Origin of the sequence: Ferrovibrio sp. MS7 (assembly GCF_038404985.1) — a bacterium.
Classification (GTDB): Bacteria; Pseudomonadota; Alphaproteobacteria; order Ferrovibrionales; family Ferrovibrionaceae; genus Ferrovibrio; species Ferrovibrio plantarum.
The window spans coordinates 1,962,596-1,980,240 of sequence record NZ_JBBKBA010000001.1; the positions used below are offsets into that span (position 1 = coordinate 1,962,596).

At 62.0% G+C, this 17,645-nt stretch carries 8 protein-coding genes; 4 read left to right on the top strand and 4 right to left on the bottom strand.

Annotated features, from left to right (window positions below):
* Positions 1–21 precede the first annotated feature (21 nt).
* Positions 22–1,686 (top strand): methyl-accepting chemotaxis protein, encoded by a 1,665-nt coding sequence (locus V6B08_RS09385; protein ID WP_341979991.1) that lies wholly within the window; start codon positions 22–24, stop codon positions 1,684–1,686.
* On the opposite strand, the gene V6B08_RS09390 is transcribed toward V6B08_RS09385, so the two are convergent.
* Positions 1,683–2,753, bottom strand: a complete 1,071-nt coding sequence (locus V6B08_RS09390; protein WP_341979995.1) for a PAS domain-containing protein — start codon at positions 2,751–2,753, stop codon at positions 1,683–1,685. The genes V6B08_RS09385 and V6B08_RS09390 overlap by 4 nt on opposite strands.
* Positions 2,754–3,011: 258 nt before the next feature.
* Here V6B08_RS09390 and V6B08_RS09395 point away from each other — a divergent pair, with 258 nt between their 5' ends.
* The gene (locus V6B08_RS09395; RefSeq protein WP_341979997.1) at positions 3,012–4,019 is read left to right on the top strand and encodes a radical SAM protein; all 1,008 of its coding nucleotides are present in this window, start codon (positions 3,012–3,014) and stop codon (positions 4,017–4,019) included.
* A 51-nt stretch (positions 4,020–4,070) separates the two neighbouring features.
* Here the strand turns inward: V6B08_RS09395 and V6B08_RS09400 are convergent, their stop codons facing one another.
* Positions 4,071–4,727 carry a glutathione S-transferase family protein gene (locus V6B08_RS09400; RefSeq protein WP_341979999.1) on the bottom strand — a complete coding sequence of 219 codons (657 nt, stop codon included), beginning with the start codon at positions 4,725–4,727 and terminating at the stop codon, positions 4,071–4,073.
* 178 nt (positions 4,728–4,905) lie between these two features.
* On the opposite strand from V6B08_RS09400, the gene V6B08_RS09405 reads away from it, so the two are divergent.
* A complete protein-coding gene (locus V6B08_RS09405) occupies positions 4,906–6,123 on the top strand; it encodes a polyhydroxyalkanoate depolymerase (RefSeq protein WP_341980001.1) in 1,218 nt (405 codons plus the stop codon).
* Positions 6,124–6,135: 12 nt separating this feature from the next.
* Here V6B08_RS09405 and V6B08_RS09410 read toward each other — a convergent pair whose 3' ends face one another.
* Together V6B08_RS09410 and V6B08_RS09415 are read right to left on the bottom strand one after the other, a co-directional pair.
* Complete coding sequence (locus V6B08_RS09410) at positions 6,136–6,543, bottom strand: response regulator (protein ID WP_341980003.1); 408 nt, start codon at positions 6,541–6,543, stop codon at positions 6,136–6,138.
* A gap of 18 nt (positions 6,544–6,561) precedes the next feature.
* Entirely contained in the window at positions 6,562–9,702 is a 3,141-nt protein-coding gene (locus V6B08_RS09415) for a hybrid sensor histidine kinase/response regulator (protein ID WP_341980004.1), read from the bottom strand.
* Between the two features lie 379 nt (positions 9,703–10,081).
* Here V6B08_RS09415 and V6B08_RS09420 point away from each other — a divergent pair, with 379 nt between their 5' ends.
* Positions 10,082–17,644 carry a beta strand repeat-containing protein gene (locus tag V6B08_RS09420; RefSeq protein ID WP_341980006.1) on the top strand — a complete coding sequence of 2,521 codons (7,563 nt, stop codon included), beginning with the start codon at positions 10,082–10,084 and terminating at the stop codon, positions 17,642–17,644.
* Position 17,645 lies beyond the last annotated feature (1 nt).

Sequence of the window (17,645 nt, forward strand, 5' to 3'; positions counted from 1 at the left end):
GGTGGAAAACAGGGGTGACGCATGTTCGGTCTATTCGCACGCAAGGACGAGGCATTCGCGGCTGCCAAATTCGAGGCGATCAACCGCTCCCAGGGCATGATCGAGTTCGGCCTCGATGGCACCATCCTGCAGGCCAATGAAAACTTCCTCGCCGCCATGGGCTATACGCTGTCGGAAGTGCAGGGCAAGCATCACAGCATTTTCGTCAGCCCGGAATACAAGGCGAGCGCCGAATATCGTGGCTTCTGGGAGAAGCTGCGGCGCGGCGAATATGATGCCGGGCAATATCTGCGGCTTGGCAAGGGCGGCCGCGAGGTCTGGATCCAGGCCAGCTACAATCCGATCTTTGACAAGAATGGCCAGCCGGTGCGGGTGGTGAAAATCGCCGCCGATATCACCGAGCAGAAGCAGCGCGCCGCCGATTTCGAGGGCCAGCTTGCGGCGATACGCAAGTCGCAGGGCATGATCAGCTTCACCCTGGATGGCATTGTGCTGGATGCCAATGAAGCGTTTCTCGCCGTGCTCGGCTACAGCCTGGATGAAGTGCGCGGCAAGCATCACCGCCTGTTTGTCGAGCCGGCTTATGCCGAGAGCCAGGCCTACCGGGACTTCTGGGCCAAGCTGCATCGCGGCGCCTACGATGCCGGGCAGTATCGCCGTGTTGGCAAGGGTGGCAGGGAGGTCTGGATCCAGGCTTCCTACAACCCGATCCTCGATGCCAGTGGCCGGCCCTACAAGGTGGTGAAATTCGCCACCGACATCACGGCACAGGTCCGGTCGGCGCAATTGATGCGCCAGGCGGTGGACAAGGTGATCGCCGCCGCGCGCGCCAACGACCTGACGCAGCGTATCGACATTGCCGAACTCAATGGCGATATCCGCGAGCTCTGCCAGGGCATCAATGAATTGCTCGATTCCACCAGCGAAGTGATCCGGGCGCTGAAAGCCGCATCGGAAGCCATTGCCGCATCCACGGATGAAATCTCCGTTGGCAGCAGCGACATGGCTTCGCGCACCGAGAGCCAGGCGGCCAGCATCGAGCAGACCGCCGCCGCGATGCACCAGATCACCGCAACCGTGCGGCAGAATGCCGATAATGCCCAGGCGGCAAACCAGCTCAGCCAGGCGGCGCGCGAAACCGGTGAGCGCGGCGGAGTCGTGGTGAATGATGCGGTGGCGGCGGTCAGTCGCATCGAGGATAGCGCGCGGCGGATTTCCGATATTGTCGGCCTGATCGACGAAATCGCCTTTCAGACCAACCTGCTGGCGCTCAATGCTTCCGTCGAAGCCGCACGGGCAGGGGAGGCGGGCAAAGGATTTGCTGTCGTGGCGCAGGAAGTGCGAGCCCTGGCGCAGCGTTCCGCCAGCGCCTCCAAGGATATCAAGGGGCTGATTTCGGAATCCAATGCTCAAGTGAAATCAGGTGCCGAGCTGGTTGGCCGCACCGGCACCGCGCTGCATGAAATCCTGTCGGCAATCAAGAAAGTGAGCGATATCGTGGCGGAGATCTCGGCTGCCAGCCGCGAGCAATCCACCGGCCTGGAGCAGGTCAACACCGCCGTCACCAGCATGGATGAACTGACCCAGCGCAATGGCGCACTGATCGAGGAGAGTGCCGCCTCCGCCCAGGCCCTGGCCGATCAGGCCGCCAAACTGGCCGCGCTGGTGCAGAGTTATCGCGTCTAGGCGCTGTCGCGGTCGAAGCGCGGCAGCAGCAGCGATTGCAGGATGCCGCGTTCGAGTGTGCTGCTGTTGATTGGCGTTGCGCTCGGTTGCAGATTCTCCACATCGCCTTCGGGCCAGACCTGCAGCGTCATCACCTGTGAAACACGATGGCCATCGATGGTCAGCGGCAGCATCAGTCGCCGGGTGCGGCCGTGGCGGCCCAGGTCCCAGCGGAACGAGCTTTCGGAATAGACCGGGCTGGCAGTATCGTAGACGCGACGGAACAGGCCACGAATATAGACGGCATAGTCGTCGCGCATCAGGTCGTCGATGCGCTCGCCGGAGAAGTCGCGACCGAATTTTTCCACCATGGCGGCACCGACCATGTGGAAGCGCACATCGAAAGGATCATGCAGCAATTCGGCAATGACTAAGTGCGGCAGTAGCTGCCGTGGCAGGTCGATGGGAGAAATATCGCTGCGAAATGGCGCGAAGCGCGAACTGCGTTTTGATGCCCAGTATATTGCCGCTTCCAGCAGCAGTGGATCGTCGTAAAAGGGCAGGCCGGTATCAAACAAGGCACGCTGTGCGGCATTGCCGGTTTGGTATTGCAGCGTCCCGGTGATGAATTCCGCCAAGCTGTAGAGGGTTACCAGGTCACGCTCGCGCCATTGCCGGGGTGCGCCAGTTTGCTCACAGCACAGGATTGCTGCCGGCGTGCCGTCGCGGTCATGGATCAGGAAATCCAGCAGCGAATAGATGTCATTGTCGGTGAAGTAGTCTTTAGTGAAGCAGCGTGTTGCGGGATGCTGTCGCGCCTCCTCTGCGGCGATCACGCGCTCGGCGAGGATGGCATCCAGGTAGGAGGCATACTGGTCGCGGCTGATCACCATGCCGGCCGGTGCATTGGCGATGCGGCGGTCGATCAGGTATTGGCAAGAAATGCTGCCATTGGCCTCGAAATACCAGATGCTGGCGCGTGTAGCCTGGGTAGCGTCTAGCGCATCACGGCACACGGCGTTGAAGAGATTGCGTAGGCCCGCCGCGTTTAGGGCATGGGCCACGGCCAATCGCGACCGGTCGAACACTGCTGCTTCCCAATCCATACCTGCCGCAACGAAACGGCTAAGCCCTGCTTTATCGTCGTTATACGACGCATCGGCGGAAACGCTGCGGTCACGTTCATGTGTAGCGGGTGTTCGCCCCGCGTTGAAGTCGAATTCTGTCCAATCCTGTCTAATTTTGATAGCAACTACAGTATGTTACCGCAAATTTATATCGCATATACGGCGAGTATATATGATTTTTATTAGGGTCGAAGCGCCTACCCCAAGGAGCTTCGAATCATGGCACGCGCTGCCGCCAATCCGTTTCCCGCCCCGGTCAAGCTGCGTCGATTGCAGATCGAAATCACCACCGGCTGCAATCTGAAATGCGCCGGCTGTCCGCGCACCGTGGCGATGCAGGCTGACGAATGGCACAACCGCCATATGCCGGTGCAGCGTTTTCGCGCCGTGATCCAGAATGCGCCATTGGCCGATGTGGCGGTGCTGCAGGGCGTAGGCGAGCCAACCATTCACCCCAAGCTGCCGCAGTTGCTGGATATCGCGCTTGAGAGCGGCAAATTCGATCTGGTCAGCTTCAACACCAATGCCCTGGTGCGCGACCTTGGCTACTACATGCGGCTGGCGCAGCGCGGCCTGCGGCATTTGAGTGTCTCTGTCGATGCGCTGGACCAGGAAGGCGCGGCGATCACCCGCGCCGGCACCGACGCCGAGAAGCTGAAAAAACAGCTAAGCGGTTTGCTGCGGCTGTTTCCCGGTCTCACGGTTTCCATCGTGCTGAGCCGGATGAATCTGGATCGGCTGGAAGGCCTGCTCGACTACCTGATCGGTATCGGTACCAAGGTGATCGAGGTGCAGCCGCTGGTCAGCTATGCCGCCAGCACCAACGCGCTCGGCCTGAATCCGCAGGATATCGCCCGGGGCCTCGGGATCATCCGGGAGGCGCGGGCACGCTACGGGCAGCAATCCATGATCGTTGCGGCGCCGGGCATGGAGCCGAGCGGCAAGCGCTGCCACCGGCCGCTGAATGCCGCCTATTGCACGGTGGAGGGCTTGCTGACGCCCTGCTGCGTTACCAACGACACGGCCTATTTCGACCGCACCAGCCTGGAGCACCAGAGCTTCACCTCGGCCTGGCAGAGCCAGGGCGTGGCGCAATGGATGGAGCAATTCCGCCAGCGCGAGCCGGAAATGTGCCAGGGCTGCGGCTATAATCCGCGCGGTTTCGAGGCCGAAAGCGGTGCCATGAACGAATATGCCCGCAGCCCACGCGATGGCGCCCAGGCTTGAAACGGGTGCTGGCTTGAAACGGGTGGCCTGAGGTTTATGGCCTGAGCCGGCTTAGAACTCGACGTCGAGTTCTTCCACTTCCGCCGGCTCGAGCTGCGCTTCGGCATTCCATTCGCGCATCGCCGGCAGGTCGAGGATCAGCTTCTTGTAGTCGGCGGTAACGCTGTCGAGCTTCACGTCATAGGTCTCGAAGCGGGTGCAGACCGGCGCATACATGGCATCGGCCAGCGTCGGCGTGGCGCCGAACAGGAACGGCCCGCCATAGGTTTCCAGGCATTCGCGCCAGATCGCCAGAATGCGGTCGATATCGGCCTGGGCGCCGGCCCAGATCTTGAAGTTGGGATGCTTCGCCTTCAGGTTCATCGGCAGCGCGGCGCGCATGTTGGCAAAGCCGGAATGCATTTCGCCGGCCACCGCGCGACAATGCGCGCGCTGCGCCAGGTCTTTCGGCAGCAGCCCTGCCTTGGGCTTGATTTCGTTCAAGTATTCGGCAATCGCCAGGGTATCCCAGACCTTTACCTCGCCATCGGTGAGGCAGGGCACCAGGAAAGACGGCGAGAGCAGCAGCAGCTCGGCGCGGGAGGAGGGGTCGTCGGCGGAAAGCCGTACCTCCTCAAAATCCAGCTTCGCCATCTTGCACAGCAACCAACCGCGCAACGACCAGGACGAATAATTCTTGCTGCTGATGGTAAGCGTGGCCTTCGCCATGGCGTCATCCCTTGGTGCCGCCCCGCCGGGGAGACCGGCCGGGCGATGCTGCTCTGCATTATTATCTCGCAGTGCAATAAAAAATGCACTAGCCTTTTATCGTCTCGGTTGGGATTGCGGCGCTGGAAACGCCCGGTCCGGGTCCGGCAACGTCCAGCAGCATGGGTTTTCCGCCCGCATGATGTACTACGCCTATCAAGCTTACTCCGATCTGATGGAGCCGGTCCGTGCGGTTGCGCGCATGGCGCAAGGGGCCTTTAACGATCCGTCCAATCCGCTGCGCGATACCTCGCTGTTCCGCCACATGGCCGCTGGCGCCGAGATGGTGACGCGCGCGACTCTGACCCATCACCGCCCGCCCTATGGCATCGAGTGGGTCAAGCTCGGCAACCGCGAGGTGGCGGTGACCGAACGCGCCGCCCTGGTCACGCCCTTCGGTACCCTGCTGAATTTCAAGAAGGACAGCGATGTAGTGCAGCCGCGCGTGCTGGTGGTGGCGCCGCTCTCGGGCCACTACGCCACGCTGCTGCGCGGCACGGTGGAGACGCTGCTGCCGGAACACGATGTCTATATCAGCGACTGGCATAATGCCCGCGACGTCAGTCTGTCCGATGGCCGCTTTGGCTTCGATGAATATGTCGACCATGTAATCCGCTTCCTGGAACATCTTGGCCCTGGCGCCCATGTGGTGGCCGTGTGCCAGCCCTGCGTGCAGGTGCTGACTGCCGTGGCGCTGATGGCGGAGAGCGGCAACAAGGCGCAGCCGCGCACCATGACGCTGATGGCCGGCCCGATCGATTGCCGCGTCAATCCGACCGAAGTGAATAACCTCGCCACCGGCAAGCCCATCGAGTGGTTCGAGCGCAATCTGATCGATACGGTGCCGCAGCGTTTCAAGGGCGCCGGCCGCCGCGTTTATCCCGGCTTCGTGCAGCTTACCGCCTTCATGTCGATGAACATGGACCGCCATGTGAAGGCGCATGTCGAGCTTTACGAGAATATCGCTGCCGGCGAACTGGCGAAGGCCGAGGCGACCAAGACCTTCTACGACGAATATTTTGCCGTGCTCGACCTGCCGGCGGAATTCTATATCGAGACCGTGCAGCGCGTGTTCCAGGAATACCATCTGGCTGAAGGCCGCCTGGTGGTGCATGGCCAAAAGGTCAATCCCAAGGCTATCCGTCGCACCGCCCTGCTTACCGTTGAAGGCGAGAAGGACGATATCTGCTCAGTTGGCCAGACACTGGCGGCGCATGATCTCTGCACCGGCCTCAAGCCCTATATGCGCAAGCACCACCTGCAGCCGGGTGTCGGCCATTACGGCGTGTTCAATGGCCGGCGCTGGAATACGCAGATTTACCCGCTGGTGCGCAACCTGATCCTGGCGCACGACTGAGGTCAGCCGGTTTCAGAGGATGCCGCGGCTCTTGAGCAGGGTATCCAGACGCTGCTTCAGGACCTGCAGCGATACCGGCTTTACCATGTAGCCATCCACCTGCAGCTTTTTGGCCGTCAGCACGGTTTCCTGCTGCTTGTCGGCCGTGAGGAATACCACCGGCGTTTCCGCGACGCTGGGATTGGCCATGCCGCGTACCTTTGCCAGGAAGCCGAGGCCGTCGAGCGGCTGCATATGCACATCGCAAAGCACCAGCAATGGCCGCACCCGCACCAGTTCCTTGAAACCGGATTCGCCATCGGATGCCTCATGCAGCAGCCGGTAGCCTAGCTGGCGCAGGAGCTGGCAGATGATCTGCCGGGTGTAATCTTCATCCTCCACCACCAGGATGCGGATCTTATCGAGTGGAATACCGACCATGTGCTTAGCGGCCTCGTCTCAATGCCGCAGGATCTGCGGCAGGGTTTCATTCAATTCGCGCCAGGTGTCGGGCAGCAATTCTGCCATCAGCGCGGCGGTATCGGTGTCGTTGGCATCGCAGGCATCCTGCAGATCGGACGCCAAGTTGCCGAGCCGGTTGGCGCCCATGGAGCGGCCGGAGCCTTTCAGCGTATGGGCGGCAAAGCGCGCCGCTTCCAGGTCGCCCTTTGCCATGGCCGCTTCTACCTCTGCTACGCGCGTGGCGGCATCGGCGACGAAGTTGCTCAGGAAGCCCTTGGCGGCATCGTTCAGACTGCCGAACATTTCCGCGAGCGGGGCTGGATCGAAAATGTCGGTGTCCCAATCGGGACCGGGCGTGGCGGCGGGCACAGCCGTGGTGGCCTTTGGTGCGGCCGCCTTGCTCGCCGGTACGCGCAGGGGCAAGGCCTGCGGCAGCCATTGCGTCAGCATGTCGCCCAGCGCCCGGCTGTTGATCGGCTTGGTCAGGTAGCCATCCATACCGGCATCCAGGCATTGCTGCTCGGTGCCGGTCAGCGCATCGGCCGTCAGTGCCACGATTGGCAGGCGCGGGCCATTGGGGCTTTCGGCGCCGCGGATCGCGGCGGTCAGTTCGAAGCCGTCCATTTCCGGCATATGGAAGTCGGTCAGCAGCAGGCCATAGCCTGAATTGTTCCGATACATCTCCAATGCCTGGGCACCGTTGTCGCCGATCTCGCAGGCGAAGCCCATGCGGCTCAGCATCTGGCGGATCACCACCTGATTTGTCAGGTTGTCCTCCGCTACCAGCACCAGGGCGTTGCCGGCCCGTGCGGTTTCGATATCCGGCGGCGCCCAGGCCATGTCCTCGCGGAAGGCGCTTTCCGCCTCATCGCCAGCTATCAGGTCGAGCGCCAGGGCGGCGGCACGCCACAGGCCATGGCGGTTGAGCGGGTAAGTCAGCGCCAGGCGGAAATGCGCGCGCGCGGCGGCATCCAGGGTCGATACCAGGCTGCGCGGCGCCACCAGGGCGAAACGGGCATCTGTCGCCTGGCTGGCCGGTAGATCGAGCACGCTGGTGTGATCCGCGCCGCCAGGGCTGCGCGCATCCACCAGCACCAGGTCGATATCGCCGGCAGCAAGGCGCTGGCGTGCGGTCGGCATGGTCGATTGCATGTCGATCGCCGTGATTCCTGCGGCACGCAGATACTGCGCCGCCAGGGCTGCCTGCTCTGCCGGCAGGCCAGCCAGCAGGACGCGACACGATGCGATATCCTGTTTTGGCCGCGGTGCCTCGGCGCCGTCTTCTGGCGGCAGCGGCAATTCGAACCAGAAAGTGGAGCCATGGCCGGCGGTACTGGTGACGCCGATGCGACCACCCATCAATTCGCACAGCCGGTTGCAGATCGAGAGGCCGAGGCCGGTGCCGCCGTATTTGCGTGCCGTGGAACTGTCCGCCTGGCTGAAGGGCTGGAACAGCCTAGCCTGCTGCTCCTCGGTGAGGCCAATGCCGCTGTCGATCACCTCGAAGCGCAGCCAATGCGGTTCAGCCATCGGCTGGATGCGGATGGTGATGCTGCCTTCATGGGTGAATTTCACCGCGTTGCCACCGAGATTGAGCAGGACCTGGCGCACGCGGGTCGGGTCGCCAAGCCGCTTGTCCGGCACAGTTGGATCAATGTCGACAACCAGTTCCAGCATCTTGTCGTCGGCGCGCGGCGCCAGCAGCTCGCCGATGCCATCGGCCAGATCGCCAAGGCTGAACGGCACGCTTTCGATATCCAGCTTGCCGGCTTCGATCTTGGAGAAATCCAGGATGTCGTTGATCACCGTGAGCAAGGCCTGCGCCGACTCGCGGATCACCTTCGACATGCGGCGCTGCTCACCATCCATCGGTGTCAGTTCCAGCATTTCCGCCATGCTCATCACGCCATTCATCGGCGTGCGGATTTCGTGGCTCATGGTGGCGAGGAAGTTGGACTTCGCGCGCGTAGCGTCCTCGGCGACGACGCGGGCAGCGCGCGATTCCTCCTCGGCTTTGGCCAGGGCGACAGATTTCTCGCGCAGCTTGAGAGTGTAGAAGGCGCCAATGGAAAACAGCACAAAGCCGGCGAAGGCCAACATCAGATTACGCCGCAGCCGCTGCTCGGCATCGCGCAGCACGGCTGTTTCCGGCAGACCGACATAGGTATAGAAGGGGGCGCTCGGAATGTCGGAACGATTGGCGGCGCCGACCAGCAGGCCGCGCGGCGTTTCGATCAAACGCGACGTGCTATCGTCGCGCAAAGCCTCGAAGAGTGCCGAGGCATCCGGATCGCCCAGATCGCCGACACCGCCTGAGCGGCTGTTATTTTGGGCGCGGAAGCGGCGCATCAGCGCCGAATGGCCCAGCACCTCGCCTTCGCCGGTGGCAATGAACACGGTGCCGCCAATGCGGCGCGATTCCGCGTCGACAATGCGTGATACTTCGCTCAACTCGATATCGACGCCAATTACCGCCCGCAACACACCGCCGGCATCGAATACCGGCACGGCATAGGTGATGCCTAGCGTGGCGGCGGTGGCGAAGGTGTAGGGCTTGGTCCAGATCGGGCGTTCAGCCTTTTGGGCGCCGATATACCAAGGCCGCTGGCGCGGATCGTAAGGAGGCGCTTCATGATCGGAGCGCAGGAAGCCGCCGCCCTGAGTGGGCATGACGAATTCATTGCGCACGATTTCGCCGTTGGCTGGATCGCGCACCAGCTCACGCATCAGGATGGTACGCTTGCCGGTGATATCAAAGCCGACCCAGGCCGAATCCTGGTTTGAAAATGCCTGCACGGCATGGAACGAGCCATCCGGCAGGCCGACATAAACGCCGTTGAGAAAGACGTTGCGCTGCATCAGCGCATTGGCCATCGGCAGGAACAAGCTGAGGAAAGCATCGCGGTCTGGCACTTCGCGGGCCAGATCGCGGATAAAGCTGGTGGTGATCAGCAGGCCGTCGAAGCGGCGGTCGGTCTGCTGCTTGATGGTGGCGGCGTATTCCTCGGCACTGGACAAGCCATCGCTCAGCAGGGCATTCCGCTGCTCATGGTAGAGCTGCAGAAGGCCATACACTGCGCCGGCGAAAATGACGCAGAAGCCAAGCACAAGCTTGATCAGTCCGGTATACCGGCTCACACGCATACCTGAGAGTAGGATGTTGATGCCGCCATGTTACCGCTGATTGCGTTGTCGTGGAAATTAAATGTCGGGAAAATCACAATAATTCCACTAGGCAGGATTTGCCGGGTGCTGGGTGAAAGCTGCCGCCTTGGGTTGTAACTCTGTCATTGCCGGTGGGGCGCTTTCATGGTTAACTGCTTCCCAGGCGAAGGCGGAAGCAAGCTGAAAAATCGGCAGAAATCCGTAAATGCTGTAAGATCGCCTGGGCCCGACAGTAAGTCGCTGGCCATACCGTTGTGCTCTGGCACGAGGTTTGCGCTTGTCCTTGGGAGCTTGTCCTCCCGGATAAGCATGGCCCGTGTTCAACGGCGTCTCAGAAGGAGAGGATTACGCAGTGCCCGTGGTGGTCAATCTCGGTGACGGTGGCAACACCCAGACCTATGGCAAGGTTGATATCCTTGTCAGCGGATCGGGTGCTGATGCCATCACGATCACCAGTCCCGCCGCTGCGGCCAATATCAATCTCGGCGGCGGCGCCGACAGCCTCGTTCTCCAGGGCGCCAGCAACACGGCCACGGTCGGCAATGTCGAAACCCTGACCGGCGGCAGCGGCGCCGACACGATCACACTGGGCGCTCCGCTTTCGGGCGGCCAGATCGATCTCGGCGGCGGCAATGACAGCCTGCGGCTGGCCCACGGCACCAACAGTTTGACCCTACTCAATGTCGAGACCGTCATCGGCGGCACCGGGGCCGACAACATCACGCTAGGCAACGCGGTTACGAAAGGCAGCTTCAGCCTTGGCGATGGCGCCGACAAGCTGCAACTGGCCAATGGCGGCAACACCATCAGCGTCGCTGGCGTCGAGACCCTGACCGGCGGCAGCGGCGCGGATATCGTCATCGCCACCGGCGCGCTGCCGAATGCCCAGATCGATCTTGGCGGCGGCGCCGACAGTTTCATGCTCGGCACTGGCGTTAACAATGTCACGCTGGCCAATGTCGAGACCATCACCGGTGTTGGCGGTGCCGACACGGTGACGCTCAGCACGGATCTCACCGGCGGCAAGGTGGACCTTGGCGGCGGCAATGACAGCCTGAAGCTGACCAATGGCGGCAATAACGGCACGGTTTTGAATGTCGAAACCCTGACCGGCGGCAATGGCGCCGATCAGATCACGCTGGGCGGCAAGGGCAGTGCCGATCTTGGCCTTGGCAATGACAAGGTGACCATTACCGATGCCGGCGGCAGCTTCACGCTGGCCAATATCGAAAGCATCCAGGGCGGCGCTGGCGCCGACAAGATTACGCTCACCACCTCGCTCACCACCTCCAGCAGCGTCGATCTGGGGGCCGGTAGCGATAGCATCGCGCTGGCGAATACCGGCAATACCGCCGTGATCAGCAATGCCGAAACTGTCCAAGGCGGCAGCGGCGGCGATGCCATCACGCTTGGCACCGCCGTATCAAATGGCAGTGTCGACCTCGGCGGCGGCAATGACAGCCTGAAACTGGCCGATGGCGGCAATACCATCACGGTGGCGAATGTCGAAACCATCACCGGCGGCGCCGGCGCCGATGTGGTGACGGTTTCCACCCCGCTGGTGAACTCGACCCTGGATCTTGGCGGCGGCAACGATCAGATCAAGCTGGCTGCCGGCACCAACACGCTGACGCTGGCGAATGTTGAAACCATCACCGGCGGCACCGGTGCCGATACGGTGACGCTGTCCACCGAGCTGAATGGCGGCAAGGTCGATCTCGGTGGCGGCAATGACAGCCTGAAGCTGGCCAATGGCGGCAATTCCGCCACGATCGGCAATGTTGAAACCATCACTGGCGGTTCCGGTGCCGATGTCATCACCGTCAGCGGCAAGGCCAGCATCGACTTGGGCGGCGGCAGTGACAAGGTTACGCTTTCGGCGGCCTCCACGGTGACGCTGGCCAATGTCGAAAGCGTCACCGGCTCCTCAGGCGCCGATACCGTCACCCTGACCGGAACGCTTGGGGCCGGTTCCAGTATCGATCTCGGTGGTGGCACCGACAAGCTGGTGCTGGCCAATGGCAGCAACAGTGCCACGATCAGCAATGTCGAGAATATCTCCAGTGGCATCGGCAACGATACGATCGTGCTGGGCCAGACGATTTCCAAAGGCAGTGTCGATCTTGGTGCTGGCAGCGACAAGCTGACCCTGGCCGATGGCGTCAACAGCCTGGGCGTCTCCAATGTCGAGACCCTGGTGGGCGGCAGCGGCGCCGATACGGTGGCAATCTCGAGCAAGCTGACCAATGCCAGTATCGATCTGGGCGGCGGCAGCGACAAGCTGACCCTAGTCGGCGCGGGCAACAGCGCCAGTATCGCCAATGTCGAGACCCTGGTGGGCAGCAGCGGCAACGATACCCTTACGATCACCACCGGCCTGACCAATGCGAGTATCGATCTGGGTGCCGGCAACGACAGCCTGAAGCTGGCCGATGGCGGCAACAGCGCCACCATTGCCAATGCGGAAACCATCACTGGCGGCAATGGCGCCGACCTGATCACGCTTTCCGCCGCCGCCAAGGCCAGCATTGATCTCGGCGGCGGCAACGATGCGCTCAAGCTCGCCAACGCGGCCAATACTGTTACCGTTGCCTCGATCGAAACGCTGACCGGCGGCACGGCCAATGATTCCGTGGTGATCACATCGGCGCTGGCCTCCGGTGCGGTGATCGATCTTGGCGGTGGCCTCGATAAACTGACCCTGCAGAATGGCGGCACGCTTACCGTCACCGGTATCGAAACACTGATCACCGGCTCGACCAATGACAGCATCACCCTGGCCAACGCAGTCGCCAAGGGCAATATCGATCTCGGCGATGGCCAGGATAGCCTGACCCTCGCCGCCGGCGACAATACCCTGCAACTGACCGGCATCGAGACTGTTACCGGCAATAGCGGCGCCGATAGCATCACCTTCACCACCCAGGCGACAGCCACGGTCAACCTCGGTGCCGGCAACGACAAGCTCGCGCTCGGCAAGGGCAATAATGCGGTGACGCTGACCGGCGTCGAGACGGTGACCGGCAATGCCGGATTCGACACTGTGACGCTGATGGACACGGCGGCAAGCCGCATTGATCTCGGTGCCGGGGTCGACAAGCTGATCCTGACCAATGGCAACAACACCATCACCCTTGCTGGTGTTGAGAATCTTGTTGGTGGCAGCGGCGACGATGCTATTTCCGTCACCGGCGGCATTACCGGCGCGACCTATGATCTGGGCGCCGGCAGCGACAAGCTGAGCCTCGGCCTTGGCACTAATACGCTCACTGTCAGCAATGCCGAGACCATTCTGGGCGGCAATGCCAACGACACGATCACGCTGGGCAATGCCGTCACCGGCATAAGCATCGACCTTGCCAATGGCAACGACAGCCTGAAGCTGGCCCATGGCGGCAACAGCCTGACATTGAGCAATGTCGAAACCATCACCGGCGGCAATGATGCCGACCTGATCACGCTCGCAACCACGCTGGCGCGCGGCAGCATCGAACTTGGCGCCGGCGCCGACAAGCTGACGCTTGCCGATGGCGGGCCGCAGACTCTCACCATCGGCAATGTCGAAACGCTGATCGGTGGCAATGGCAATGACAGTATCGTCTTTACCACCGGCGTTACCGGCCTGGTCGATCTCGGCGACGGCAAGGACAAGCTGACGCTGGGCAATGGCGGCAACACGCTGACCCTGAACAATATCGAGACCATTGTCGGCGGCACTGGCGCGGACGTCATCACGCTCGGCGCGGCCTTGTCTGCCGCCAGCATCGATCTCGGCATCGGCAACGACAAGCTGGTGCTGGCCAATGGCGTCAACAACATCACGCTCGGCGGGGTTGAAACCCTGATCGCCGGCAATGGTGACGACACGATCACCCTGGTCAATGCTGTCGGCACCGCCGGCAGCTTCGATTTCGGCGGTGGCAGCGACAAGCTGATCCTGGCCGCCGGCATCAACACGGTGACGCTGAGCAATATCGAAACCGTGATCGGCAATAGCGGCACCGATAGTGTGACGCTGACCAACACGCTCAACGGCAGCGTTGATCTCGGTGCCGGCAGCGACAGTCTGACGCTGGCGAATGGCGGCAATATCCTGACGTTGACCAATATCGAGACGATTGTTGGCGGCAGTGGCGCCGATCTGATCACCCTGACCGGCGGTATCGCCAAGGGCAGCATCAGCCTGGGTGCCGGCAGCGACAGCCTGACGCTTGGCGCCGGTGCCAACACCCTGACCGTGAGCGGGGTCGAGACCCTGATCGGCAATTCCGGCGCCGATATCATCACCCTGCTCGATGCGGTGAATGGCAGCATCGATCTCGGCGACGGCAATGACAAGTTGACCCTGGCTGGCGGCAACAACACGCTGACCCTTAGCAATATAGAGAGTGTGATCGGCAATAGCGGCGTCGATGTCATCACGCTCAATACCGCCGGCACCAAAATCTATGTCGAGCTTGGCACCGGCGGCGACAAGCTGACGCTTGCCAATGGCGGCAATACGGCAACGATCGGCAATGTCGAAACCATCACCGGCGGTACCGGTGCCGATATCATCACCCTGCAGGCGGCCCTTACCACCGGCGGCAAGATCGATCTGGGTGATGGTGCCGACAAGCTGGTGCTGGCCAATGGCATCAACACGCTGACCTTGAGCAACATCGAGACCATCACCGGCGGCACGGGCGCTGATGCCGTTACGCTGACCCATGCGGTGACCGGCATCGATATCAACCTCGGCCTTGGCAGTGACAGCCTGGCGCTGACCAATGGCGGCAATGTGTTGACCATGAGCGGTGTCGAGACCCTGACCAGCGGCAGCGGCAATGACAGCATCACCTTCGGTGCGGCCGTGGCCAAGGGTAGTGTCGATCTTGGTGGCGGCAATGACAGCCTGACCCTGGCTTCGGGCACCAATACGCTGACCCTGGCCAATATCGAAACCGTCACCGGAAATTTCGGCGCCGACCTGCTCACCTTCACCACCACGCTGAATGGCGGTCTGATCGATACCGGCCTTGGCAATGACAAGGTGGTGCTGGCCGATGGTGGCAACACGGTCACCCTGACTGGCGTAGAGACCGTGATTGGCGGTGTCGGCAGTGACTATGTCACGGTTGCAGCCGCCCAGGGTAATCTGCAGATCAATATGGGTGCTGGCGCCGACAAGATCGTGCTGGCGGACGGCAATAACAACGCGACCATCGGCGATACCGAAATCATCATTGGCGGCACTGGTGCGGACACGATCAAGCTCACCACCGCGCTGGTTGGCCAGATCGACCTGGCGGCTGGCAATGACCGGGTAACGCTGTTCAACGGCGACAACAATCTGACCCTGACCGGCGTCGAGACCGTGATCGGCGGCACCGGCACGGATGATGTCAGGCTGACGGATGCGGTGACCAATGGCAGTTACTCGCTCGGTGCTGGCGTCGATACCCTGACGCTGGCAAATGGCACCAATGTCATCACCATCAGCGGTGTCGAAAGCCTGTTCGCTGGCAGCGGCTGCGACACGGTGACGCTGGGGGCTGGCGGCAACACCATCACGCTGAGCAATGTCGAGACGCTGATCGGCGGTGCCGGCGCCGATATCGTCACGCTGGCCACTACCTACAATGGCGAGATAGACCTCGGTGCCGGGGCCGACAAGCTGACACTTGCCGATGGTGGTAACAGTATCACGCTGAGCAATGTGGAATCGGTGATCGGCGGCAGCGGTGCCGATGTGATAACGCTCGATACCACGGTGGCTTCGGGTAATTTCGACCTTAATGGCGGCAATGACCGACTCTACCTGGCCGATGGCGGCAATACGCTAACGGTCACCGATGTGGAAACCCTGGTCGGTGGCAGCGGCAGCGACAAGATTACCCTGAACAGCGTACTGGGTACCGGCGCCCTGATCGACCTGGGCGATGGTGATGACAGCCTGACGCTTGCCGGCAGTGGCAATATCGTCACCCTGACCAATGTTGAAACCATCATCGCCAGCGCCGGCACCGACGATTTGACGCTCGCAACCACGGTAGACAACGGCAATATTTCGCTTGGCGCCGGCAGCGACAAGCTGAAATTCGCCGATGGCGGCAACACCGCCACGGTTACCTATGTCGAAACCATCACCGGCGGCGATGGTGCAGATATCATCACGCTGGGCACCGCGCCGGCCAGCGGCTCGGTCGATCTTGGCGACGGCGATGACAAGCTGGTGCTGACTGCCGCCAGCAACACCTTGCTGGTCGCGAATGTCGAAACCCTGATCGGCGGCAGCGGTGCGGATATCATTACCCTGGTCGGCTCGCTGGCCGCGAATACCCTGATCGATCTTGGCGTCGGCGCCGATAGCCTGACGCTGGCAGATGCGGTCAACGAGATCACGCTGAGCAATATCGAAACCCTCCAGGGTGGTGCGCTCGCCGATACGGTGACGCTGAGCGGCACCATGAGCAATGCCAGCATTGATCTCGGCGATGGTGGCGATGTGCTGGTGCTGGCTGATGGCGGCAACACGATCACGGTCTCGAATGTCGAAACCCTGACCGGCGGCAGTGGCAATGATGTCATCACACTGGGCGCCAGCCTGGCCGATGCCGTGATCGACCTTGGCGCCGGCACGGATACCCTGACGCTTTCGGCCGATGGCGGCAGCGCCACCATCGCCAATGTGGAAGTGCTGATCGGCGCGGCGGGCGACGATGTCATCACCTTGTTGGGCAATCTCACGGTGGCCAGCCTGGATCTTGGCGCCGGCAGCGACAGCCTGACGCTCGCCGATGGCGGCAACAGCCTGACGGCCAGCAATATCGAAACCCTGACCGGCGGCAGTGGCAATGATGTTGTCACGCTCGGTGCTGGCGGCAACACCATCCTGGTCGATGGCATCGAGACGCTGACCGGTGGTGCGGGTGCCGACAATGTCACGCTCGCCAATGGCGGCGTCACGCTCACCATCTCCGGCATTGAAACGCTGAATGGCGGCAGCGGTGCCGACAGCGTCACGCTTGTCGATGGCGGCAATACCATCACCATGAGCGGCATCGAAACCTTGATCGGCGGCAGTGGCAATGATGCCGTCACCTTCACGCAAGGGGTGGAGCCCGGCGCCATACTGGATCTTGGTGCCGGCAATGACAGTCTGAAGCTGGCCGATGGCGGCAACGAACTGACGGTCAGCAATATCGAGACGGTGATCGGCGGCACTGGCGCCGACAGCCTGACGCTCAGCGATGCCGGCGGCAGCATCACGGTCAGCAGCATCGAGACACTGACCGGCGGCAGCGGTGCCGACAATGTGACCCTGACTACCGCTTTCACCGGCGACAGCATCGATCTGGGTGCCGGCCTCGATACGCTGACCCTGGCCAATGGCACCAATACCATTACCACTGCCGGCATCGAGACCGTGAATGGCGGCACCGGCGCCGACACTATCACGCTCGGCGGCAGTCAGGCCGGCTTCGTCTTCGGTGGTGGTGGCAACGACACGATCGCCGGCAGCGTCGGCGCCGATACCTTGGTCGGTGGCGGCGGCACCAACAGTCTTACTGGCGGTGCCGGCAATGACCGTTTCGTATTCGACAGCACCAGCGGCAATACCACGGTGCTGGACATGGGCAGCGGCGACAAGATCGCCTTTGATACCAATAACAACAGCACGCTGACCGGCAACGCCTTCGTGCTGGCCGATCAACTGGTCGATAACGTCAATATCAAGATGGTGGCCGATGCGGTGGCCCGCGCCGCGACGCAGCTTGGCGAGGGCGGCTTCGTCTATCAGCAGGATACCGGCCAGCTCTACTACGAGGCCAATGGCGACTTCTTCAGCGGCAGCTCCATGCTGATCGGCAAGGTCACCACCGATGGCAGCACGCCCTGGACTTACGATTTCAGCGTCTTCCGCGAACTCTAAG

What these genes read in the sequence shown, in the direction of transcription:
- V6B08_RS09400 (WP_341979999.1), bottom strand. Translation starts at nt 4,727, where the DNA reads ATGGCGAAGGCCACGCTTACCATCAGCAGCAAGAATTATTCGTCCTGG.
- V6B08_RS09410 (WP_341980003.1), bottom strand. Translation starts at nt 6,543, where the DNA reads ATGGTCGGTATTCCACTCGATAAGATCCGCATCCTGGTGGTGGAGGAT.
- V6B08_RS09395 (WP_341979997.1), top strand. Translation starts at nt 3,012, where the DNA reads ATGGCACGCGCTGCCGCCAATCCGTTTCCCGCCCCGGTCAAGCTGCGT.
- V6B08_RS09385 (WP_341979991.1), top strand. Translation starts at nt 22, where the DNA reads ATGTTCGGTCTATTCGCACGCAAGGACGAGGCATTCGCGGCTGCCAAA.
- V6B08_RS09405 (WP_341980001.1), top strand. Translation starts at nt 4,906, where the DNA reads ATGATGTACTACGCCTATCAAGCTTACTCCGATCTGATGGAGCCGGTC.